Here is a 20919-nt window from a genome sequence, read left to right as displayed (position 1 = left end):
GGCGCTGCGTGTCAGAAAGGTTGACACCCCCCAGGGCCGGGCGTAGATATCACGACTGCCAGAGAGCGCTCTCAGCCCGCTGGCGGTTCCTCCTACCACCCCCCACACCCGCGAGTTGCATTCCGACACGTAGGAGAAGACACATGAGGGTCACCCCACAAGGGCTCTCCCTATCCCGTAAACGTTTCCGCCAGTCACCGCAGGGTATTGTCCTGCTCGTCCTGGTCCTGATCGCCTCGGCGTATCTGTCGATCGTGGCGTCCTCGTCCCGCGCGGCCACCCCGGTCCTGCTCTCCCAGGGCAAGCCGGCCACCGCCTCGTCCGTACAGGACGCCTTCACCGCCAACGCGGCGGTCGACGGCGACACCGGCACCCGCTGGTCCAGCGCCGCCACCGACCCGCAATGGCTCCAGGTCGACCTCGGCTCCAGCCAGCCGATCACCCAGGTGGTACTGAACTGGGAGGCCGCCTACGGCAAGGCCTTCCAGATCCAGGTCTCGGACAACGGTTCCACGTGGAACAGCATCTACTCCACAACCACCGGCACCGGTGGCGTCCAGACCCTGAGCGTCACCGGCACCGGCCGCTACGTCCGGATGTACGGCACGGCCCGCGCCACCCAGTGGGGCTACTCACTGTGGGAGTTCCAGGTCTACGGCGGCTCCGGTGGCGGCGGCACCCCGCCCGCCTCCTGCGGTACGACCACGGCCGCGCTCGGCAAGCCCGCCACCGCGTCCTCGACCGAGAACGCCGGCACTCCCGCCTCGGCCGCCTTCGACGGCAACGCGGGCACCCGCTGGTCCAGCGCCGCCGCCGACCCGCAGTGGGTCCAGGTCGACCTCGGCTCCTCGCAGGCGCTCTGCGGCGCCCAGCTGAGCTGGGAGACCGCGTACGCGAAGGCGTACCAGATCCAGGTCTCGGACAACGGTTCCACGTGGAACACCGTCTACTCCACGACCACCGGTCCGGGCGGGGTGGAGAACCTCTCCTTCAACGCCACCGGCCGCTATGTGCGGATGTACGGCACGGTCCGCGCCACCCCGTACGGCTACTCGCTGTGGGAGTTCACCCTGCTGACGGCCGGCGGTGGCGGCACCACTCCGCCGCCCGGCGGCGGTGACGGCAGCTGCCCCTGGGTCGGGTCCACCGCCCCGGTCTCCACCCGCGTCTCGCAGGTGATGGCGCAGATGACCACCGCGCAGAAGGTGTCGATCCTGCACGGCAACAACAACGCCTCGCCGTACATCGGCAACATCACCGGCATCCCGTCGCTGTGCATCCCGAACATCGGTCTGCAGGACGGCCCGCACGGCGTCGGTGACGGGCTCGGCGGTGTCACCCAGATGCCGTCCGCCAACGCCTCGGCGGCGACCTTCGACAACGCGCTGGAGCAGCAGTACGGCGCCGCGATCGGTGCGGAATTCGCGGGCAAGGGCGTGCAGGTGGCGCTCGGCCCGACGCTGAACATCGTCCGCGACCCGCGCTGGGGCCGGTCCTTCGAGACCTTCAGCGAGGACCCGTACCTCAACGGGCAGATGGCCACCGCCGACATCAAGGGCATCCAGAGCCAGGGTGTGATGGCCGAGATGAAGCACGTGGCCGTCTACAACATCGAGAACCCGGCCGGCACGGTCATCGTCGACAAGCGGACCATGCAGGAGCTGTATCTGCCGGCCTTCCAGGCGGCGGTCCAGCAGGGCTCGCCGGCCGCGGCGATGTGCGCGTACAGCATCGTGAACAACACGCCGGCCTGCCAGAACCCGGATCTGATGAACACCGGCCTGTACCAGCAGGCGAACTTCGGCGGCTTCATCACCAGTGACTGGGGCGGCACCCACTCGACGGTGGAGTCCGCCAACGCGGGCCTGACGGTGGAAATGCCCAACGGCTACTTCTACGCGGACTTCCTGGCCCAGGCCGTCGCCAACGGCACCGTCAGCCAGACCACGCTCAACACGATGATCAGCCGGCTGCTCACGCAGTTCTTCGCCTTCGGGCTGTTCGACAAGGCGCCCAGCGGTTCGCGGGACGCCACCGTGACCACCCCTGCGCATGTCCAGGTCGCCCTGCAGGGCGCGGAGGAGGGCACCGTACTCCTCAAGAACAACGGCATCCTGCCGCTGTCCACCGCCACCACCCACTCGATCGCCGTGATCGGCTGGGACGGCGGCGCCGGTGTGCAGTCCATCGGCGGCGGCAGCGCCACGGTGACCAGCTCCGGCACGGTCTGGCCGATCACCGGCATCCAGAACCGGGTCGCGGGCACCGGCACCACCGTGCAGTACAACGACGCGACGAATCTGGACTCGGCCGTCACCCTGGCCCGCGGTTCCGACGTCGCGATCGTCTACGCCAGCGACAACTACGGAAACGAGGAGCACGACACCACCACACTGGACCTGCCCAACAACGGCGGCAGCCAGGTCAAGCAGAACGACATGATCGCCCAGGTGGCCGCGGCGAACCCGCACACCATCGTGGTCCTCAACAACAACTCAGCGATCAACATGCCGTGGCTGAACCAGGTCGCGGGCGTCTTCGAGGGCTTCTACCCGGGCCAGCAGATCGGCACGGCGATGGCGGCGCTGATCTTCGGCGACGTCAACCCGTCCGGCAAGCTGCCGGTCACCTTCCCGAAGTCGCTGGCCGACGTGCCCGCGAACACCGCGGCCCAGTGGCCCGGCACCAACGGGCAGGTGCAGTACAGCGAGGGCCTGAACGTCGGCTACCGGTGGTACGACGCCAAGAACATCACACCGCTCTTCCCGTTCGGCTTCGGTCTGTCCTACACCACCTTCGGCTTCAGCAATCTCCAGGTCGGCGCGCTCAGCGGCGGCAACGCCACGGTGCACGTCACCGTGACCAACACCGGGACGCGGGCGGGCGCGGACGTCGCGCAGCTCTACGTCGGCGACCCGGCCTCCACCGGGGAGCCGGTGCACCAGCTGCGCGGCTACCAGCGCGTCACCCTCAACCCGGGCCAGTCGCAGACGCTGACCTTCACGGTCAGCACCCATGACCTGGCCTACTGGAACACCGGCAGCAGCAACTGGACCACGGCCGCGGGCAATTACCAGATCCTGCTGGGCGACTCCTCGCGCAGCCTGCCGCTGACCGGCACGCTCACCGTGCCGACCACGGTCAACGGCGCCGTCGCCGCGGCCATCGGCCCGAAGGCGGCCACCGCGAATTCCGCGGCGCCCGCCACCGCGGCCGCCCTGTCCGTGCCCAACCCGTACGGCATGAGCAGCCCGGTGCACTCCGCCGTCGACTGGGCCTTCGACCCGGCCGACACCGCCGCGCACCACACCTACACCGCGTCCGGCCTGCCGCCGGGCATCTCGCTCAGCGCGAGCGGGCGCTTCACCGGCTCGGCGACCCGGGCCGGCAGCTACACGGTCACGGTCACCGTGAAGGACCAGGCCGGAGCCACCGGTTCCGCGACCTTCGTCTGGACCACCACCTGACCCTTCCTCTCCCCAGGAAAGGACACCCCCGGAGCCGCCCCGCGCGGCTCCGGGGTGTGTCGTTCCGTCACCGGCACCCTTCCGGGCCGGAGATACGGTGTGGCTGAGCCCGGGGCAGCCACGGCTACGGGTGGGCCGCAGCCATCGCGGCGAGGACGACGCCGGTGAGGCGGTCGAGGCAGCCGGGTCCTGCCGGCGTACGGACCGTGGCCGGCCGCCAGTCGAGCGGAGCTGAGCACCTTCACCGAGGCGGAAGGCGCCGGCGAGCACTGCCACTTGGGCGCGCTGTCCTTCTTCCACCAGTGCCTCTTCGGCTGGCTCGCCCGCGCCCTCCCCGCCGGGTGAGGTCCCGCACTGAGGGGACCGGCCCCCGGAGGCGCTGCTGCCACCGGTACGCGTCTAGCCCGCGCCGATGACGTTGGCCTGGGAGGCCGGGAAGCAGGTGGGCTCGCCATGGGCCAGCAGGACCTCCATGGAGCCCATGGTGTCCGGGTGCAGATCGCCCGTGAGCGCGTGGTCGACCAGGACCAGGGAGTCCCCGAGGGGGATGGCACCGGGCCGGATCACCATCAGGCGTCCGTTCTTCGGATCGAAGGACTGGACCGCTTCGAGGTCGGCGTTGTCGGTACGGACGTCGGCGGGGCAGGAGTCCGAGAGCCGCAGGACCACGGCAGGCACGCCCAGGCTGCGCAGCGCCGCCTGGAGTCCGGACAGCTGTGCGCCCATCACCTGGAGGGTGACGGTCCCGTCCTTGCGGGGAACCACCGTGTAGGAGGCGTTGCTCAGGACCGGCGCGCTGCCGGCGGGCGGGCGGACCGTGCCCGCGCCCGCGCCTGCCCGCGGTGCGGTGGTGCGGGCCGCGTGCGGGATCAGAATCGCCGCGGTGACGGCTGCGGCCAGGCCCAGCGCGGTGACCGCGATCCGCCGGGTGTGGCGCGGGGGCGGGGGCTCCGTCGCCGCGACCGTGGCTTTGGGCGGCAGGGCGGCGGCGCGGGCGGTGAGTTCCTCGGCGAGCTGCTGCTGGAAGTGCGCGGGGTTGGTCATGAGCGGGCCTCCGAGACGGCGTAGAGGGATGCGGTGGTCCGGGTGTCGACGCGCTGCAAGGCCTTACGGGCGCGGTGCAGGCGCACCCGGGCGGTGGCCGCGCTGATCCCCAGGGCCTGCGCGGCCTCCCGGGTGGTCAGCCCGTCCAGGGCCACCAGGTCCAGCACCGCGCGCAGCGGCTCGGACAGGGCGGCGTGCCGCGCGGCCAACTGCCGGGCGTCGCGGGCGGCGTCGATACGGCCCTCGATGGCGCTGACGTCCTGGTCGTCCAGCAGCCGCCGGCCCGCGATCCGGGCGGTGGCCCGCCGCTCGCGGGCACTGCCCCGGAAGTGCGCGGCCAGCACGTTGCGGGAGATGCCGTGGAGCCAGGCGCCCGGTGTGCCGCGCCGGGCGTCGTAGGTGTGCGCCTGCTCGAGCGCAGTCAGGAAGATGTCGGCGGTCAGGTCCGCGGCCACGTGCGGGCTGTCGGTACGCCGGGTGACGAACCCGAGCACCGTGTCGAACTGCTGCTGATAGAACACGGCGAACCCGACCGGATCACGCACGGGTGGCGCTGCTGAATGCTCCGCTTGCACGGGACGACTCCTTGGACGGACGAGCACTGCCTTACACCCTGTCCTTGGCTCGACCCCCCGAAGCCGTTACACCCATCCCCCCACCGCCGCCCACATGTCGGCGGCCCAAAAGCCCGCCGCTCCGCAAGAGCGGCGGGCTGACCTGCACGTTTCACGACTGCGGCACTCGTACCGCCGCTGTGTCATCACCGCTGAGACTGCGCCGAGGTTTTGAGCCCTGCGGATGTAGGATCTCGCGGCTCATGTCATAGGGGACCGCGCTGACCTGCTGCTCTGCGACCAGTCTCACCGCGTGGCAGGGGAGGTCCGTCTCACGGCGGTGGCCATTTCCTCACCGCAGACGGCAGACTCCGACCTCAAACACCCCGCGCACTGCTCGACACGAACCCGCTCGTGCAGACCCTGGTCTCTATCTTGATCTCGTGGCTGCCGGCAGTCTGGCCGCGGCCCTGGAGGTGGCTGCCGCCGAGCAGGGGCTCACCCTCGGCACGGTGCTGAGCAACGATTCGGATCCGCTGCGGACAGCTGGCGTCGCCAGCACGGCTCCTGGCCGGGAAACCTGCTGGATCTTCATCGGGTCGGAGAGCCGCTGGCTCAACATCAATGGCCTGTGTCGAGGCGTTCAGCTACTCTCGGGCTCGACCTCCGATCTGGGAGAGCTGGCCCGAGCTGCGGCAGGTTGGCGAAATGGGGCCATGCTCCGCGAGATCGAGGAGGCTGCCCCCTTCGTCGAGGTGAGCGAGCAAGCCGAGGCGCATGAGCGCGGTCCAGCCCAAGCAGTCACCGCGCAGTGGCGGCTCCTTTTGGAGGATCTGCGCCAGGAGGCACGCCGGCTCGGTCTCGCCCGCCAGACCCGGGCGCTCGCCGAAACGGCTTCGGCCGAACCGAAGTTGCGGCAGTTGTATCCGTTCACCAGCCACTGGTCACTTCACTTCACGACCTTCACCGGGTTCCTATACTCATGGAACGTGCCGTTCGTCGATCCGCTGAGCGATGGCCACTTTCGCGTTTGCGGTCCCTCCCGGGGGTCTGTGATCGGCGAGGCAGACACGGCTGAACACGCCATCGCCTTGGTGATAGGCGGTCTCCCAGCCGACTGTGGTCCAGCTGTCGCCGGCACCGCCAACGATCTGCGCAATCAGCAACTCAGCTGATCAGGTCGCCCATCCGGGAACTGTCCGCCCTTCGTCTGGATCCACTCGCAGGTGGTCTCAATCGCGTCGAGAAGCTCCTCAAAGGAGCGGAGATCACGATGCTGCCGACGAACCTGGCTTGTTGCCACGTCCCCGCACTCAAGTTCCGCTTCACCGCTGCTCCAGACGGTAAGCACGGCGACGCGGTCATCTGTTTCCAGCGTCATCCAGGAGCTGATCTTGGTGCGGCCATCCTCAGGCGACCGCTGGACATCACCGGTGATCCCGCAAGACTGCAAGCATTCCTCGTGCTCGGCGAACCAGGTGTGGAGCCTCTGTGGCAGCTCGGCCGAGATGCCCCCAACTTCTCTGATTTGTCTCATGGCTGGGGGATGAATCCCGCCGATCGATCGAGCTGGAATGGAGAACTGGCCTGCCTTGGATCCCAGCCCTGGATTCGCGCTTCCCGAATGCTCGCAGCAACGTGAGCTGGGCGAATGGGCTCTGCCTCAACGCCCACCCAGTTACTGGGATGGGCCTGCCCGGTGGTGACGGTCAAGACCGTGCCCGGCTGGCCGAAGTCGGCGGCCTCGACCGCGTAGGTCATTGGTGTCCAGCAGAGTCCCTGTCCATAGGAGGGCTTCCTGCGGATCCGCCAGCGATACTCGATCCCGTCAACGGTTATGCGCCGGGACCCCTTCTTGTTCAGCGCCATCTCGCCCCCTCTCCCGTCTCGGACTGTAGCGCCCTGCTACTGGCCTGTCCCCGGATATTCCTGGCCGCGGCAACGACCCCGTTCGGCGCGCTCAAGCCCTCGACGGGCCGGATCAGAATCCCCATCACCCGAAAGAGTGAAGGCTCCGACCAGGGAGTCTCACAACAGCGGCATAAGTGCCATCGTTGTGCCATCGCGGCTGAGACTGTGCCACGAAAGCTGAGACCCTACAGCGGATCTGTAGGGTCTCACTTCCGGCGTCAGACGCCGCCGCTGTGACCAGGACGTTCGCCTTCAGTCTCATGGCGTGTCGGCCAGCTGTTGTCTCAGAGCGATGTCGCTTCCTCAGACTGTCCGTCAGCCATCCGTTCCATCCACTCGCGCACGGTCACCGCGTGCTCAATGCGGTTGACGATGTCCTTCTTGGACGCCGTGTCCAGAGTCTCCGGGATCTTGTCGAAGGTGTCGGGAAGGACGTCGAGCAGACCCCAGATCTGTTCGCCGGTGTTGACGGTCAGCAGTTGCTGGCACCTCCACTGCAGCGGCATCTCGGGACGGTGCGTCAGCCGCTGCACGAGCGTCGGGAACAGGTAGTGCGTCGCCTCCGCGGCCAGGTGCTCCCGGAGCCAGTCGACCGGGAGCCGCTGGCTGAAGCTGTGCATGGCGGCTTCCTGGGCCAGGTCCAAGAGCTGAGCGGTGTCGACGGCTCGAACAGTGTGGGGAAGGCTCGGGGTCATGTCGCGATGATGCCAAGAAGTCCCCGCGGGGCCGAGAGGTCAGCTGGGCCTGGATGCGATCTGCCGACGGGCAGACCTCCAGACTTCCTCGAACTCCTCGGAGGTGAGTTGTTCGGGGTCGTGGCCTTCCCACTCCGAGACGGGCAGCTCGGCGGTGATCCCGAACCTGCAGTCGTATTCATCGAGGCGGCCGGCGTCGCAGGCCCGCTGCCACTCGGCCAGGGAGGCAGCTGCGACCGGGGTCAGCTCAGGCCCTTCGAGTTCGATCTGACGGATCACCCAGCCTTCGCCGTCCACCTCAAAGTAGAACCAAGTGTCTTCCTCGTCCCAGTAGCAGCGCATCCATGTCTTCACCAGCCCATGATGACGGAGCCTTCGGATCATCCACTGCGGCGATGTCAGAGCCATGCTGGAGGATTACGCCCATGCTGATCGCGACGACTGAGGCTGGGCGCGTGGTGAAGAAGCCGTCGAAGCCGGTGATAGGCACGATGCTGGCCAACCTCCATCGCGACGATGCGCATCTGGTTCTGGAGCGCGTAGAGGACGGTGTGGAGGGCAGCTGGTATGTCCAGGTACTGCTGCGCGACGACAACACGTACCAACTCAAGTATCGGGACGGCGTTGCCGCCGAGCACTACCAAACGCGGACGATCTCCCAGGAGAAGGTCCTGACGGCGATGCTCGGCTGGGCTGCTGGCAAGGGGGACTGGCGGGACGCCTTCATGTGGAACAACATCGGCTCACAGTTCGGAGCCGGTGAGGCTCAGCAGGGCGGCTGAATCGCCCTGATGGCTTGCCTGCTTAGCCAACTGCCGGGGTGCGGCTGGTCGGTGGTGGCCACCAGAATTGCCCTGTTTTGCCTGGGCCGCTCAACGGCATAGATGCAAGGTGACCAGCACAGATCCTGGCTGCGACTTGTCACTTCCTCGCGGTTGCATTCGGCCCCGCCCCATCGGTCATGGGGCGTCTTTGACGTGGCTGCGGGCGAAGCCCCAGGGGATGGGTGCATTCGCGGCTTCGTACTCCTCGCCGATACCGAAGACGCTCCCGCATCCTGGGCACTCCGCCCGTCCGAACAGGTGGGTCAGGCCCCAGGCGAGTCTGGTCTGATCATCGCGAGCGACCAACTCATGCAGCATCTTCCCGACGCCGCTCAGTTCGTGGGGTGCAGCGGGCCGAAGCGGGACCTGATGAACGTCGCCGAGGTGCCAGTCCCGGATCGAGGAGTAGCAGCCGTAGTCGCCGATCGCGGTCGTCACTGCTGCGCCGCAGTGGGGGCAGTCGACGGTGAAGAAGGAGTCGGTGAAGTCGTTCAGTGCCTCGAACCACAGGGGCCGGCCGTCGAATGCGAGTAAGGCTCTCAGTAGACCGAGATAGGTCGGTCCGTCATGGTCTGGTCCCAGTCGTGCGGCGGCAGCCTCCCGTAGCTGTGCGAGCGCCGGTGCGCAGCAGGCGACTTCTTCGTTGTCAAGGTGGTCTTGGAGAAGGCCGCCCGCAATGGCGCCCGCCAGGTCAAGCGCCCAGTCTCCGAGGACCTTGGTCTTCGCGATTTCCGCCAGTAGCGGTAGTGCTGCAAGGCTTGCTGATGAGACCGTTCCTTGGTGGCACAATCTGTCCCAGAGCCTGTCGATCGCCTCTTGATCACGGCCAGCTGCCTGTTCCAGGAGCACTGGTATCGCGTCTGCTGGGCCGTAGGCGTCGTGAAGGGCCGACCAGTCGATCATTCGGCGATTCAAGCATGCTGCCGAGGTGACGCATCACCCCTTGCGTGTTCGCTCTCAGGGTTGCGGTGCAGGAGGCTCTGGGCTGCAGGTTTCCTGGGTCGGCCGCCCCTCGGCCGCCGGGGGATGCCGTGAGCTACTGCCCAGCGGTTCATGTTGGCCGTACTCATTCCCTTCTCTTTGGCGAGGTCTGCAAGTGTCCGGCCGCAGATGACGTACTCGTGGTGGAGCCAGTCGCGGTCGACGGCCACAAGGTGCCTGAATTCCTTGGGACGCCGGCGGGGAATGCCGTAGTAGCGCGCCAGGTCCCCGGTGACTCTGGTGCTGGTGCCGATGCTGGCGGCGATCCAGGGAAGGCTGCGGCGTTCGTCGAGGTAGAGGCGAGCGAACTCTTCCTTCGGCAGAGCTGCCCGAGCTGCTCGGAACTTCTCTCCGTTGCGAAGGTTCTTGTCGGGCGCGGTTGGTGGTGCGGGGGCTGGGTGGTTGTGCAGGATGAAGCGGATGGTGTCGTGGGTGTCGGCGTACTCGTAAAAGCGCTCAACGAAGTACGGATGAATGTGCTCAGCCGGGTGTTCGTTTGCGGTCCGGAAAGGTGGAGGCGTGCGACGATCGTGCTGTGGAGAGTCCTGATCCCTTGTTCCGTCGGCGCTTGTTGCTCGAGTCGCTGACCTTGCTGGCAGCTGATGCCCAGTCCCAGGTTGCCTGGCTGGCCAAGCACGACGTGGTGACGGATGAGATCGCCCTGGACTTCGATCATGCCTTTCGCATGGCTGAGGCACTGGTGGAAGAGGGGCGACTCGGTCGCGGTGTCCTGCCTGATCTGCGGGAGATCGACGCTGTTCTCAGCGAGATGAGCGGTGCGGAAGACGCTGATCGGTGGATGAGGGACGCGTTGTCCGTCGATGAGGGGTGGAATCAGGCCCGGCGGCTGGCCCGCCGGGTACTCGTTGCGGAGCTGGGTGAATGGCAGCAGCCGCTTCCGGAGATTTCTGTCATCCGGTGACAGGCCCCGCCGTTCTTGCTGGTCAGGCCACTTGGGTGTCTCGTTCGATGGCGGCGAGCCGGTTCTTGAGCCGGTAGCTGGGGCCGTTGATCGAGATGACGTCGCAGTGGTGAAGCAGCCTGTCGAGGATTGCGGTGGCCAGTACCTCGTCGCCGAAGACTTGGCCCCATTCGCTGAAGGTCTTGTTCGAGTTCCGCCTCCGGCGGTTCGCTCCACACCTCATAGCACCACCCTCGCGACTCCACAGCCCGCCGGGTCCACGCGAAGGTGGAGCTCACCACGGGGTTCGACAAGCGCCGCCGCGGTTTGACGTCCACGACGACCGGACCACGCTCGGTGGCCAGGAAGTAGTCCGGAATGTGCTTGCGGGCTTTACCCTGTACCACGGCCTTCAGCAGGAACGGCTGGGCCACGATGCCGTGCACCGTGGGGTCAAAGTCCGCGTACAGAAGCCGCGCGAGCTCCAGACGCGACTCGTAGATGACGTGATCCCGGACCGTCGCCGACCAGTAGGTGCCGGAATAGTGCTGCTGCCCCTTGTGCCAGCGGAACGTCCGCCAGGAAGCAGCCGACTGGAGCAACCCCGCCGTCACAGAATCCCAGAGCCGATCCTCGACGCCGCCGCCCTGTCTGCGGAAGCTGACCCAGACTTCCATGCCCACCCCCAGTCGGACCCCCGTGCACAGCACGGTGCCCCCGTCGACACGCCAACGGGGGCACACCTTCACGGCTTCACTCGAACGAGTGACGGTCACGACCTGCGAGCCTCAGAACCATGTCGCATCCGACTCCGATCCGACATCACTCCTGAGATTCCGACACGAAATCTGAGACCCTACAGGATCGCGGTCAGGTCTGGGCCATGTCCACGAAGCGGGAGTAGTGGCCCTGGAAGGCCACGGTGATGGTGGCCGTGGGGCCGTTGCGGTGCTTGGCGACGATCAGGTCGGCCTCGCCCGCGCGGGGGGACTCCTTTTCGTAGGCGTCCTCGCGGTGGAGCAGGATCACCATGTCGGCGTCCTGCTCGATCGAGCCGGATTCGCGCAGGTCGGAGACCATCGGCTTCTTGTCGGTGCGCTGTTCGGGGCCACGGTTGAGCTGGGAGAGGGCGATGACCGGGACTTCCAGCTCCTTGGCCAGGAGCTTGAGGTTCCGGGACATGTCCGAGACCTCCTGCTGGCGGCTCTCGGGACGGCGGGAACCGCCGGACTGCATCAGCTGGAGGTAGTCGATGACGACCAGCCGCAGGTCGTTGCGCTGCTTGAGGCGGCGGCACTTGGCGCGGATCTCCATCATCGACAGGTTGGGCGAGTCGTCGATGTAGAGCGGCGCCTCGGTCACGTCGGACATCCGGCGGGCGACCTTGGTCCAGTCGTCGTCGGTCATGGTGCCCGAGCGCATGTGGTGCAGCGCGACCCGCGCCTCGGCGGACAGCAGGCGCATCGCGATCTCGTTGCGGCCCATTTCGAGCGAGAAGATCACGCTGGGCATCTTGTTCGCGATGGAGCACGTACGGGCGAAGTCCAGCGCGAGCGTGGACTTGCCCATCGCGGGGCGGGCCGCGATGACGATCATCTGGCCCGGGTGCAGGCCGTTGGTGAGCGAGTCCAGGTCGGTGAAGCCGGTGGGGACACCGGACATCTGGCCGCTGCGGGACCCGATCGCCTCGATCTCGTCGAGGGCGCCCTCCATGATGTCGCCGAGCGGGAGGTAGTCCTCGGAGGTGCGCTGCTCGGTGACGGCGTAGATCTCGGCCTGGGCGTTGTTGACGATCTCGTCGACGTCGCCGTCGGCCGCGTATCCCATCTGCGTGATCCGGGTGCCGGCCTCGACCAGCCGGCGCAGCACCGCCCGTTCGTGGACGATCTCCGCGTAGTACTCGGCGTTGGCCGCGGTGGGTACGGCGTTGACGAGGGTGTGGAGGTAGGGGGCGCCGCCGACCCGGGCGATCTCACCGCGCTTGGTCAGTTCTGCGGCAGTGGTGATCGGGTCGGCGGGCTCACCGCGGGCGTAGAGGTCGAGGATCGCGGTGTAGATGGTCTCGTGGGCGGGGCGGTAGAAGTCGGCGCCCTTGAGGACCTCGACGACATCGGCGATGGCGTCCTTGGACAGCAGCATGCCGCCGAGCACGGACTGTTCGGCGTCGAGATCCTGCGGGGGGACCCGCTCGAAACCGCCGCCGCCCTCGGAGTAGCGGTTGTCGTCGGAAGCGGACTTCTTACGGAACGGGCTGACCCCCTGCGGCGGGCCCGGGCGGTCGTCCGGCGGGTGGTCGGGCCAGTGGTCGTCGGCGGGTTCGGGCTGGGTCACCCCCGCCACCTCCTCCCGTCCGACCGGTCCGGCCGGACCCCGCGTGCGTGCCACTCTTTCATGGCGCCGCTCCGATCCTGGATCCACCCGGCTGCGCTCGCGTCGCGTCGCGGGAGGCTCCACGGTAGGGCCAGCGGCGACCCAGACCAACCCGGTTATCCACAGGGGGTGTGGACGACGGCGGCATACCTGTGGAGAACTGCCCCCAACCTGTGTACAGGCCTTGGGACAGTGCTGTGGACAACCCGGATCTCCCTACCACAGAAGCCATCTGACCTGCACTTTCTTCGTCCATAGCCTGTGCAGGAGAAAAACTTTTCCCACCGGAACAAGATCGCCACAAACAACGCGGAGGAGATCACTCTACGCAGTCGCCCGTAATAGTCTTCTGACCACTTCACCTCTTACTTGTGGACGATTAAGCTGTGCTTGTGAATCCCGTCGTCGAGCCGCCAGAAACGCAGGAACCCGGCGCCCGCGGCCCGGCGTCCGGCGGTGAGCACCGCCCGGCCGGACGGCGGCGCCACGACCGGGAGATCGTCGCCCTCGCGCTGCCCGCGTTCGGCGCGCTCGTCGCGGAGCCGCTCTTCGTGATGGTGGACAGCGCGGTCGTCGGCCACCTCGGCACCGCACAGCTCGCCGGGCTCGGTGTGGCCGCCGCACTGCTCACCACCGCGGTCAACATCTTCGTCTTCCTCGCCTACGCCACCACCGCCGCGGTGTCCCGCCGGGTCGGCGCGGGCGACCTGCCCGCCGCGCTGCGGCAGGGTGTGGACGGCATCTGGCTGGCACTGCTGCTCGGCGGCGTGGTGATCGCCGCCGTACTGCCCACCGCCCCCGCCCTCGCCGACCTCTTCGGCGCCTCCGGAACCGCGGCCCCCTACGCCACCACCTATCTGCGGATCAGTTCGCTCGGCATCCCCGCGATGCTGGTGGTGCTGGCCGCCACCGGTGTGCTGCGCGGCCTGCAGGACACCCGCACCCCGCTCGTGGTCGCGGTCGGCGGCTTCACCGCCAACGCGGGCCTGAACGCCGCCCTCGTCTACGGCGCCGGCCTCGGCATCGCAGGCTCCGCCTGGGGCACCGTGATCGCGCAGAACGGCATGGCCGCGGTCTATCTGTGGGTGGTGGTCCGCGGCATCCGCCGGCAGACCGGGGCCGGGGCCGGGAAAAGGCGCGGGGACGGCGGCTGGTGGGCGGCGCTGCGCCCGGACGCCGCCGGGATACGCGCCTGCGCCCGCGCGGGCCTGCCACTGCTGGTCCGTACGATCAGCCTGCGGGCCGTCCTGCTGATCGCCACCGCAGTCGCCGCCCGGCTCGGGGACACCGAGATCGCCGCGCACCAGATCACCCTGACCGTCTGGTCGCTGCTCGCCTTCGCCCTGGACGCCATCGCCATCGCCGGCCAGGCCATCATCGGCCGCTGTCTGGGCGCCGAGGACCCGGCGGGCGCCCGTGCCGCCTGCCGCCGGATGATCGAGTGGGGAGTGGCCTGCGGTGTCGTCCTGGGGCTGCTGGTGGTGCTGGCCCGGCCGCTGATCGGGCCGCTGTTCAGTTCCGACCCGGCCGTCCAGGACGCGCTGACCTCCGCCCTGCTGGTGGTGGCGGTCTCGCAACCGGTGTGCGGGGTGGTCTTCGTGCTCGACGGGGTGCTGATGGGCGCCGGGGACGGACCGTATCTCGCCTGGTCGATGCTGGTCACCCTGGCGGTCTTCGCCCCCGTCGCCTTCGCCGTACCGGCGCTGGGAGCGGGCCTGACCGCCCTGTGGTGGGCCATGGCGCTGATGATGCTCACCCGGCTCGCCGCCCTGGGCCTGCGCGCCCGCTCCGGCCGCTGGATCGTCACCGGCGCCGCCCGCTGAGCCGCGCCCCGGCCGCACAAAACCCCGGGCACCCGCACCCGGACATGCGCGAGGGCCGGGCACCCCCGCGAAGGAGGCACCCGGCCCTCATGTTCCACGTGGAACATGCCGAGCAAAACGGGCGTTACGCCGCCACGACCTCCAGGTCGAGGACAGCCTCGACCTCGGAGTGCAGCCGCACCGACACCCTGTGCGCACCGAGCGTCTTGATCGGGGCGCTGACCTCGACCCGGCGCTTGTCGACGACCGGACCACCGGCGGCCTTGATCGCCGCAGCGATGTCGGCCGGGGTGATGGAGCCGAAGAGCCGGCCGGTGTCACCGGCGCGGGTGCTCAGCTTGACCTTGACGGACTGGAGCTGGGCCTTCACCACGTTCGCGTCTTCCAGCGAGTGGATCTCGCGGATGCGACGGGCACGGCGGATCTGCTCGACGTCCTTCTCGCCACCCTTGGTCCACGCGATGGCGAAGCCCCGCGGGATCAGGTAGTTGCGGGCGTAGCCCGGCTTGACGTCGACGATGTCGCCGGCGGCACCCAGGCCGCTGACCTCGTTGGTAAGGATGATCTTGGACATTATCTGGTCACCCTTTCCTTATCGAGCGGTCGACGTGTACGGCAGCAGCGCCATCTCACGGCTGTTCTTGACGGCCGTGGCGACGTCACGCTGGTGCTGCGTGCAGTTGCCGGTGACGCGACGGGCACGGATCTTGCCGCGGTCGGAAATGAACTTCCGCAGCATGTTCGTGTCCTTGTAGTCCACGTACACGGTCTTGTCCTTGCAGAACGCGCAGACCTTCTTCTTCGGCTTGCGCGGGGGCGGCTTCGCCATGGTGATTCTCCTATGCGATCAAGAAGTGTGTGAGGTCCGCCCTAGAAGGGCGGCTCGTCCGAGTAGCCGCCGCCGGACGAGCCGGAGCTTCCGCCCCAGCCGCCGCCACCCTGCCCGCCGCCCGCGGCGCCCGGCTGGCCGCCGCCTGCCGGTGCGCTGGTGGCCCAGGGGTCGTCGGCGGGAGCACCGCCGCCGCCCTGCTGGCCGCCGGGGCCGCCGCCCCAGCCGCCGCCACCTTGGCCGCCGCCCGCGCCATAGCCACCCTGCTGGCCGCCCCGACCGCCACCGCCGCTGGTCTTGGTGACCTTGGCCGTGGCGCTGCGGAGGCTGGCGCCGACTTCTTCGACGTCCAGCTCGTAGACCGTCCGCTTGACGCCCTCGCGGTCCTCGTACGACCGCTGCTTGAGCCGGCCCTGCACGATGACGCGCATGCCTCGCTGAAGCGACTCGGCGACGTTCTCCGCCGCCTGCCGCCAGACCGAGCAGGTCAGGAACAGGCTCTCGCCGTCCTTCCACTCATTGGTCTGCCGGTCGAAGGTGCGGGGAGTGGACGCGACGCGGAACTTCGCGACCGCCGCACCGGACGGGGTGAAGCGCAGCTCGGGGTCGTCGACAAGATTGCCGACGACCGTGATGACGGTCTCGCCTGCCATGGGGTGACCTCTCGACTGGCTTTGGGCTGTGCTGACTGACTGCTACTCGAAATCCGGACTAGTGCAGTTCCGGACGAAGGACCTTGGTCCGCAGCACCGACTCGTTCAGGTTGAGCTGACGGTCCAGCTCCTTGACGACATCGGGCGAGGCCTTGAGGTCGACGACCGAGTAGATGCCCTCGGGCTTCTTGTTGATCTCATAGGCGAGACGACGACGGCCCCAGGTGTCGACCTTCTCCACACTGCCGCCGCCGTTGCGGACGACGGACAGGAAGGACTCGATCAGCGGGGAGACAGCGCGCTCCTCAAGATCGGGGTCGAGAATGAGCATGAGCTCGTAGTGACGCATAGGGAACCCACCTCCTTTGGACTCAGGCGGCCACGGCATTTCCGTGGCAGGAGGGTTTGTATCTGCGTCGCAACGGTAGCGCGGGCCACTGACAGCCGAAGAAATCTCGGACCGCCCGGTCGGACCCGGCGCAGACACCGGTGCAGACCGTACAGACTACCCGCCTCGGTCCCTCCGGTTGAAATCCGCCCCCTTATGACCGCAATCTGTACACATCGGGTGTGCGGCGCTCCACAGCACGCCACTTCTCCGTCACGGAGGTGCCCCATGGCACAGCACGCGGAACGGACCCACAACCTCACGTTCAACACCGACGGCCGGCCGCATCCCCTGGTCAATACACTGGCGGCGGTCACCCTGGTGCTCGGCGGCATCGCGATCATCTCGTCGATCTTCAACAGCCTGCATCTGCTCAGCTCCTGGACGGGGCTGGCCGGCATCTTCACCGGCGGCTACGGCCAGTTCGTCTCGGCCACCACCCCCGAGCGCTTCGCTCTGGTCATCGGCCTCGGTATGGCCGCCGTCGGCTTCTTCATCGGGGTGGCGCACGGCGGGCTGTGGGGCGGGCTCTGGTAGCCGGAGCGGTGCGCGCGGCGGGCCTGTGGAAAGCCGCGCCGTTGTCCACAGGGCTGGTGGGGCCGCTCCTCCTGCACAGTAGGCTTCGGGCCAGATAAGCCCGCAGTCGTGAGCATGGGGAGCGCCCCGCATGAGCCTGACCTTGAGGACCATCAGCCGAGAGCAGCACCTGGCCTACATCCAGAGCCTGCCCGCGGCGAGCCACTGCCAGGTTCCGGCATGGGCCGACGTGAAGTCCGAGTGGCGGTCCGAGAGCCTCGGCTGGTTCGACGAGCGGCCCGGCCAGCCGGTCCAGGGCGGCCAGCTGGTCGGTGTCGGCCTGGTGCTCTACCGGCAGCTGCCCAAGCTCAAGCGGTATCTGGCGTATCTGCCCGAGGGCCCGGTCATCAACTGGTACGCGCCCAACCTGGACGAGTGGCTGCAGCCGATGCTGCGGCACCTCAAGCAGCAGGGCGCCTTCACCGTGAAGATGGGTCCGCCGGTGATAATCCGGCGGTGGGACGCCGGCACCATCAAGGCGGGCATCGCCGACCCCGACGTCAAGCGGCTGCGGGACATCGAGGCGGACTTCATCGAGCCGCGCGCCTTCGAGGTGGCCGAGCGGCTGCGCCGGATCGGCTGGCAGCAGGGCGAGGACGGCGGCGCCGGCTTCGGCGACGTGCAGCCGCGCTACGTCTACCAGGTGCCGCTGGAGAACCGCTCGCTCGACGACATCCTGAAGAATTTCAACCAGCTGTGGCGCCGCAACATCAAGAAGGCCGAGAAGGCCGGCGTCCAGGTCGTCCAGGGCGGTTACGACGACCTGCCGGTCTGGCAGCAGCTGTACGAGATCACCGCGGTGCGCGACCAGTTCCGGCCGCGCCCGCTGTCGTACTTCCAGCGTATGTGGACCAAGCTGAATGCCGAGGACCCCAACCGGATGCGGCTGTATCTGGCCGTGCACGAGGGCGAGGCGGTCGCCGCGGCCACCATGCTCACGGTCGGCCGGCACGTCTGGTATTCCTACGGCGCCTCCGCCAACCACAAGCGCGAGGTACGGCCGTCCAACGCCATGCAGTGGCGGATGCTGCGGGACGCGTACGCGATGGGCGCCAGCGTCTACGATCTGCGCGGCATCAGCGACTCGCTCGACGAGACCGACCACCTGTTCGGACTGATTCAGTTCAAGGTAGGCACCGGCGGGCAGGCTGCCGAATACTTGGGCGAGTGGGATTTCCCGCTCAACAAGGTGCTCCACAAGGCACTCGACATGTACATGTCGCGCCGCTGACCGGCCGACTCTCCCTCGGGTCCGAAGTCCGGGGGGCAACCCGATAGGAAGGTCCGGAAGAGGCCATGGCGCTCACCCTGTATGTCGACACCGCACGCTGGCGTGCCCACCAGCAGCAGGTGGCAGACCAGTTTCCCGGCATCGTCCCGGTCTGCAAGGGGAACGGCTACGGCTTCGGCCATGAGCGGCTGGCCGACGAGGCGACCCGGCTGCGGGCCGACATGCTCGCGGTGGGCACCACGTACGAAGCGGCGAGGATAAAGGACTACTTCGGCGGCGACATCCTCGTGCTGACCCCCTACCGGCTCGGCGAGGAGCCGGTGCCGCTGCCGGACCGGGCGATCCGCTCGGTCTCCTCTGTGGAGGGGGTGCGCGGCCTGGTCGGCGCCCGGGTCGTCATCGAGGTGATGAGCACGATGCGGCGGCACGGCGTGGCCGAGGAGGACCTCGGCAAGCTGCACACCGCGATCGACGACATCCGCCTGGAAGGCTTCGCGATCCACCTTCCGCTGGACCGCACCGACGGCAGCGACGCGGTGGAGGAGGTCTTCGCCTGGATGGAGCGGCTGCGGGCCGCCAGGCTGCCGCTGCACACGATGTTCGTCAGCCACCTCAAGGCGACCGAGCAGGCCACCCTCCAGCAGCAGTTCCCGCAGACCAGGTTCCGGGCCAGGATCGGCACCCGGATGTGGCTCGGCGACCACGACGCGACCGAATACCGCGGCGCCGTCCTGGACGTGACCCGGATCGCCAAGGGCGAGCGGTACGGCTACCGGCAGGAGAAGGCGACGGAGAACGGCCACCTGGTGGTCGTGGCCGGCGGCACCTCGCACGGGGTCGGCCTGGAGGCGCCCAAGGCGCTGCACGGCCTGATGCCGCGGGCCAAGGGGGTGGCCCGCGCGGGCCTGGCCACCGTCAACCGCAATCTGTCGCCGTTCGTCTGGGCGGGCAAGCAGCGCTGGTTCGCCGAGCCGCCGCACATGCAGGTCTCGATCCTGTTCCTGCCGGGCGACGTGGCACCGCCCGCGGTCGGTGACGAGCTGGTGGCGCACCTGCGGCACACCACCACCCAGTTCGACCGGACCGTGGACCGTCAGGCGTCGTAGCGGGGCTCTTCCGGCAGTCCGCCGGACGCGTCCGCCGGCGCGTCCACCGGGCCGACCGAAGTGAGCTGCGGCGGGCCGTCCTCGGGGAAGAGGCCCAGGACAAAGCTGTCCTCGGCGCCGTCCAGGACCCCGCCCACCGGATCGTCCTCGCCGTCCTGCCGCAGCACGTCGTGCTCCGGCCGCATGATGTCGCGGATCACCATCCCGCTCAGGTAGAGCACGCCCAGCAGGTGCAGCGCAACCGCCAGGTGGTAGCCGTCGGCGGACAGGCCGTGGTGCTTGGTGCCGCCGGTGACGTAGGCCAGCTGCATCCAGATCGCCAGGTAGTACAGCACCTCGGCGCCCTGCCAGATCAGCAGGTCGCGCCAGCGCGGCCGGGCGAGCACGGCCAGCGGCAGCAGCCACAGCACGTACTGCGGCGAGTAGACCTTGTTGCTCACGATGAGCGCGGCCACCACCAGGAAGGTGATCTGGCCGAGCCTCGGCCGCCGGGGCGCGTAGAAGGTGAGAGCGGCGATGCCGGCGCACAGCAGGATCAGCAGCGCGGCGACGTACGCGCTGACGCCGCTGAGCGGGTTGCCGGTGCGCTGCATGATGATCAGCCACACCGAGCCGTAGTCGACGCCCCTGGTGCGGCTGTAGTCGTAGAACTGCGCCCAGCCGGACCTGGCCAGCAGGATCACCGGCAGGTTGACCACCAGCCAGGCGCCCACCGCGCCGCCGAGCGCCGCCCCGTAGGCCCGCATCCTGCCCGCCCGCAGGCAGAGCAGGAACAGCGCGAGCAGCAGCAGGACGGGATAGAGCTTGGCGGCGGTGGCCAGGCCGATCAGCACACCGGCGGCCAGCGGGCGGCTGCGGGACCACAGCAGCAGGCCGACCGAGGCCAGGGCCACCGCGAAGAGGTCCCAGTTGATCGTCGCGGACAGCGCGAGCGCGGGGGACAGGGCGATGAACAGGCCGTCCCAGGGGCGCCGCCGGTTGGTGCGGGCCACCGCCACCACCAGCGCGATCGCGCAGAGCAGCAGCATGCCCGAGTTCACGATCCAGTAGATCTGTGCCCGGTGCTCCATGGTGCCGCCGTGCGGGGTCAGCCAGGAGGCGACCTCCATGAAGAGCCCGGTGAGGACCGGGTACTCCAGGTAGTGGAAGCCGCTGCCGCCGATCGACCCGGGGATACGGTCGAAGTACGGCACCACGTCGGCGGCGAAACCGCGGTCGTGGTAGAGGTGCGGAATGTCGGAGTAGCAGGCGTGGATGTACTGCGGGTCGCCGGCCTGGAACCAGGCGCCGTTGTAGCAGGGCACCTTCTGCACCATGCCGAGCGCGAACACCGCGATGACGATCAGCACCATCACCCGCAGCGCGTTCCACCAGCGGTGGCCGCCGGCCTCGGCGTGTTTGCCGGCCGGGCCGCCGATGAGTTCGCTCGCCGTGGCGGCCAGTGAGTCCTCATCGGTGGGGCGCACCGGCGGCTCCTGCCGGTCGTCCTCTTCGCGATCGCGCACGCTCGTCATGCCGACATCCTGCCGTACCCGGCTGTGGGTACAGCAGACCCCGTGGCGGTCG

General features: G+C 68.4%; 20 protein-coding genes and 2 pseudogenes. 9 read left to right on the top strand and 13 right to left on the bottom strand.

The window, feature by feature from the left end; genetic code table 11:
• Positions 1-143: 143 nt before the first annotated feature.
• Positions 144-3467, top strand: coding sequence for a discoidin domain-containing protein (locus OHA86_RS19195; protein ID WP_329176989.1), 3324 nt, complete (start codon positions 144-146; stop codon positions 3465-3467).
• 399 nt (positions 3468-3866) lie between these two features.
• On the opposite strand, the gene OHA86_RS19190 is transcribed toward OHA86_RS19195, so the two are convergent.
• The gene (locus OHA86_RS19190) at positions 3867-4511 is read right to left on the bottom strand and encodes a hypothetical protein (protein WP_329176988.1); all 645 of its coding nucleotides are present in this window, start codon (positions 4509-4511) and stop codon (positions 3867-3869) included.
• The gene (locus tag OHA86_RS19185; RefSeq protein ID WP_329176987.1) at positions 4508-5056 is read right to left on the bottom strand and encodes an RNA polymerase sigma factor; all 549 of its coding nucleotides are present in this window, start codon (positions 5054-5056) and stop codon (positions 4508-4510) included. The genes OHA86_RS19190 and OHA86_RS19185 overlap by 4 nt, the downstream gene beginning before the upstream one ends.
• 452 nt (positions 5057-5508) lie before the next feature.
• Between OHA86_RS19185 and OHA86_RS19180 the strand changes: the two genes are divergently transcribed.
• Both OHA86_RS19180 and OHA86_RS19175 read left to right on the top strand, forming a co-directional pair.
• Positions 5509-6240 (top strand): DUF6193 family natural product biosynthesis protein, encoded by a 732-nt coding sequence (locus OHA86_RS19180; protein ID WP_329176985.1) that lies wholly within the window; start codon positions 5509-5511, stop codon positions 6238-6240.
• A 98-nt stretch (positions 6241-6338) separates the two neighbouring features.
• Positions 6339-6707: a hypothetical protein gene (locus tag OHA86_RS19175; RefSeq protein WP_329176983.1), complete on the top strand. Its 369-nt coding sequence runs from the start codon at positions 6339-6341 to the stop codon at positions 6705-6707.
• Between the two features lie 553 nt (positions 6708-7260).
• Here OHA86_RS19175 and OHA86_RS19170 read toward each other — a convergent pair.
• The gene (locus OHA86_RS19170; protein ID WP_329176981.1) at positions 7261-7671 is read right to left on the bottom strand and encodes a hypothetical protein; all 411 of its coding nucleotides are present in this window, start codon (positions 7669-7671) and stop codon (positions 7261-7263) included.
• A gap of 39 nt (positions 7672-7710) precedes the next feature.
• Positions 7711-8013, bottom strand: a complete 303-nt coding sequence (locus OHA86_RS19165; protein WP_329182471.1) for a hypothetical protein — start codon at positions 8011-8013, stop codon at positions 7711-7713.
• 83 nt (positions 8014-8096) lie between these two features.
• On the opposite strand from OHA86_RS19165, the gene OHA86_RS19160 reads away from it, so the two are divergent.
• Entirely contained in the window at positions 8097-8453 is a 357-nt protein-coding gene (locus OHA86_RS19160; RefSeq protein ID WP_329176980.1) for a hypothetical protein, read from the top strand.
• 177 nt (positions 8454-8630) lie between these two features.
• Here OHA86_RS19160 and OHA86_RS19155 read toward each other — a convergent pair whose 3' ends face one another.
• Positions 8631-9398, bottom strand: a complete 768-nt coding sequence (locus tag OHA86_RS19155) for a hypothetical protein (RefSeq protein WP_329176978.1) — start codon at positions 9396-9398, stop codon at positions 8631-8633.
• Positions 9399-10011: 613 nt separating this feature from the next.
• Here OHA86_RS19155 and OHA86_RS19150 point away from each other — a divergent pair.
• The gene (locus OHA86_RS19150) at positions 10012-10398 is read left to right on the top strand and encodes a hypothetical protein (protein ID WP_329176976.1); all 387 of its coding nucleotides are present in this window, start codon (positions 10012-10014) and stop codon (positions 10396-10398) included.
• A gap of 22 nt (positions 10399-10420) precedes the next feature.
• On the opposite strand, the pseudogene OHA86_RS19145 reads toward OHA86_RS19150, so the two are convergent.
• The 3 genes and pseudogenes from OHA86_RS19145 to dnaB form a co-directional block, all read right to left on the bottom strand.
• Positions 10421-10588 (bottom strand): annotated as a pseudogene (locus tag OHA86_RS19145) (ATP-binding protein); the annotation flags it as partial.
• Between the two features lie 58 nt (positions 10589-10646).
• Positions 10647-11054, bottom strand: a pseudogene (locus OHA86_RS19140) (TnsA-like heteromeric transposase endonuclease subunit); the annotation flags it as partial.
• Between the two features lie 193 nt (positions 11055-11247).
• The gene (dnaB, locus tag OHA86_RS19135) at positions 11248-12708 is read right to left on the bottom strand and encodes a replicative DNA helicase (RefSeq protein ID WP_329176975.1); all 1461 of its coding nucleotides are present in this window, start codon (positions 12706-12708) and stop codon (positions 11248-11250) included.
• A gap of 536 nt (positions 12709-13244) precedes the next feature.
• Between dnaB and OHA86_RS19130 the strand changes: the two genes are divergently transcribed.
• The gene (locus tag OHA86_RS19130; RefSeq protein WP_329182470.1) at positions 13245-14570 is read left to right on the top strand and encodes an MATE family efflux transporter; all 1326 of its coding nucleotides are present in this window, start codon (positions 13245-13247) and stop codon (positions 14568-14570) included.
• 124 nt (positions 14571-14694) lie between these two features.
• Here the strand turns inward: OHA86_RS19130 and rplI are convergent, their stop codons facing one another.
• From rplI to rpsF, 4 genes are read right to left on the bottom strand one after another with little or no spacing between them, the layout of a single operon-like run.
• On the bottom strand, positions 14695-15144 hold the full coding sequence (gene rplI / locus OHA86_RS19125; protein ID WP_329176973.1) for a 50S ribosomal protein L9: 450 nt from the start codon (positions 15142-15144) through the stop codon (positions 14695-14697).
• Positions 15145-15162: 18 nt separating this feature from the next.
• Positions 15163-15399 (bottom strand): 30S ribosomal protein S18, encoded by a 237-nt coding sequence (gene rpsR / locus OHA86_RS19120; protein WP_031512678.1) that lies wholly within the window; start codon positions 15397-15399, stop codon positions 15163-15165.
• A 41-nt stretch (positions 15400-15440) separates the two neighbouring features.
• On the bottom strand, positions 15441-16052 hold the full coding sequence (locus OHA86_RS19115) for a single-stranded DNA-binding protein (RefSeq protein WP_329176972.1): 612 nt from the start codon (positions 16050-16052) through the stop codon (positions 15441-15443).
• 58 nt (positions 16053-16110) lie between these two features.
• Complete coding sequence (gene rpsF / locus OHA86_RS19110) at positions 16111-16401, bottom strand: 30S ribosomal protein S6 (RefSeq protein WP_327289944.1); 291 nt, start codon at positions 16399-16401, stop codon at positions 16111-16113.
• A gap of 267 nt (positions 16402-16668) precedes the next feature.
• On the opposite strand from rpsF, the gene OHA86_RS19105 reads away from it, so the two are divergent.
• The 3 genes from OHA86_RS19105 to OHA86_RS19095 all read left to right on the top strand — a co-directional run bounded on the left by OHA86_RS19105 (position 16669) and on the right by OHA86_RS19095 (position 19353).
• Positions 16669-16977 carry a hypothetical protein gene (locus OHA86_RS19105; protein WP_329176968.1) on the top strand — a complete coding sequence of 103 codons (309 nt, stop codon included), beginning with the start codon at positions 16669-16671 and terminating at the stop codon, positions 16975-16977.
• A gap of 130 nt (positions 16978-17107) precedes the next feature.
• On the top strand, positions 17108-18247 hold the full coding sequence (locus OHA86_RS19100; RefSeq protein ID WP_329176965.1) for a lipid II:glycine glycyltransferase FemX: 1140 nt from the start codon (positions 17108-17110) through the stop codon (positions 18245-18247).
• A 65-nt stretch (positions 18248-18312) separates the two neighbouring features.
• A complete protein-coding gene (locus OHA86_RS19095) occupies positions 18313-19353 on the top strand; it encodes an alanine racemase (RefSeq protein ID WP_329176963.1) in 1041 nt (346 codons plus the stop codon).
• On the opposite strand, the gene OHA86_RS19090 is transcribed toward OHA86_RS19095, so the two are convergent.
• Entirely contained in the window at positions 19341-20867 is a 1527-nt protein-coding gene (locus OHA86_RS19090) for a glycosyltransferase family 87 protein (protein ID WP_329176961.1), read from the bottom strand. The genes OHA86_RS19095 and OHA86_RS19090 overlap by 13 nt on opposite strands.
• Between the last annotated feature and the right edge of the window lie 52 nt (positions 20868-20919).

The sequence above is a fragment of the Streptomyces sp. NBC_01477 genome (assembly GCF_036227245.1).
Lineage (GTDB): Bacteria > Actinomycetota > Actinomycetes > Streptomycetales > Streptomycetaceae > Actinacidiphila.
Note: the sequence above shows the minus strand (reverse complement) of the source record. Positions and strands in the feature narration are given on the sequence as shown.

Coding starts and splice junctions, on each gene's coding strand:
- OHA86_RS19100 (WP_329176965.1), top strand. CDS start 17,108: ATGAGCCTGACCTTGAGGACCATCAGCCGAGAGCAGCACCTGGCCTAC.
- rpsF (WP_327289944.1), bottom strand. CDS start 16,401: ATGCGTCACTACGAGCTCATGCTCATTCTCGACCCCGATCTTGAGGAG.
- rpsR (WP_031512678.1), bottom strand. CDS start 15,399: ATGGCGAAGCCGCCCCCGCGCAAGCCGAAGAAGAAGGTCTGCGCGTTC.
- OHA86_RS19165 (WP_329182471.1), bottom strand. CDS start 8,013: ATGCGCTGCTACTGGGACGAGGAAGACACTTGGTTCTACTTTGAGGTG.
- OHA86_RS19095 (WP_329176963.1), top strand. CDS start 18,313: ATGGCGCTCACCCTGTATGTCGACACCGCACGCTGGCGTGCCCACCAG.
- OHA86_RS19175 (WP_329176983.1), top strand. CDS start 6,339: ATGCTGCCGACGAACCTGGCTTGTTGCCACGTCCCCGCACTCAAGTTC.
- OHA86_RS19160 (WP_329176980.1), top strand. CDS start 8,097: ATGCTGATCGCGACGACTGAGGCTGGGCGCGTGGTGAAGAAGCCGTCG.
- OHA86_RS19190 (WP_329176988.1), bottom strand. CDS start 4,511: ATGACCAACCCCGCGCACTTCCAGCAGCAGCTCGCCGAGGAACTCACC.
- OHA86_RS19115 (WP_329176972.1), bottom strand. CDS start 16,052: ATGGCAGGCGAGACCGTCATCACGGTCGTCGGCAATCTTGTCGACGAC.
- rplI (WP_329176973.1), bottom strand. CDS start 15,144: ATGTCCAAGATCATCCTTACCAACGAGGTCAGCGGCCTGGGTGCCGCC.
- OHA86_RS19170 (WP_329176981.1), bottom strand. CDS start 7,671: ATGACCCCGAGCCTTCCCCACACTGTTCGAGCCGTCGACACCGCTCAG.
- OHA86_RS19155 (WP_329176978.1), bottom strand. CDS start 9,398: ATGATCGACTGGTCGGCCCTTCACGACGCCTACGGCCCAGCAGACGCG.
- OHA86_RS19195 (WP_329176989.1), top strand. CDS start 144: ATGAGGGTCACCCCACAAGGGCTCTCCCTATCCCGTAAACGTTTCCGC.
- OHA86_RS19090 (WP_329176961.1), bottom strand. CDS start 20,867: ATGACGAGCGTGCGCGATCGCGAAGAGGACGACCGGCAGGAGCCGCCG.
- OHA86_RS19105 (WP_329176968.1), top strand. CDS start 16,669: ATGGCACAGCACGCGGAACGGACCCACAACCTCACGTTCAACACCGAC.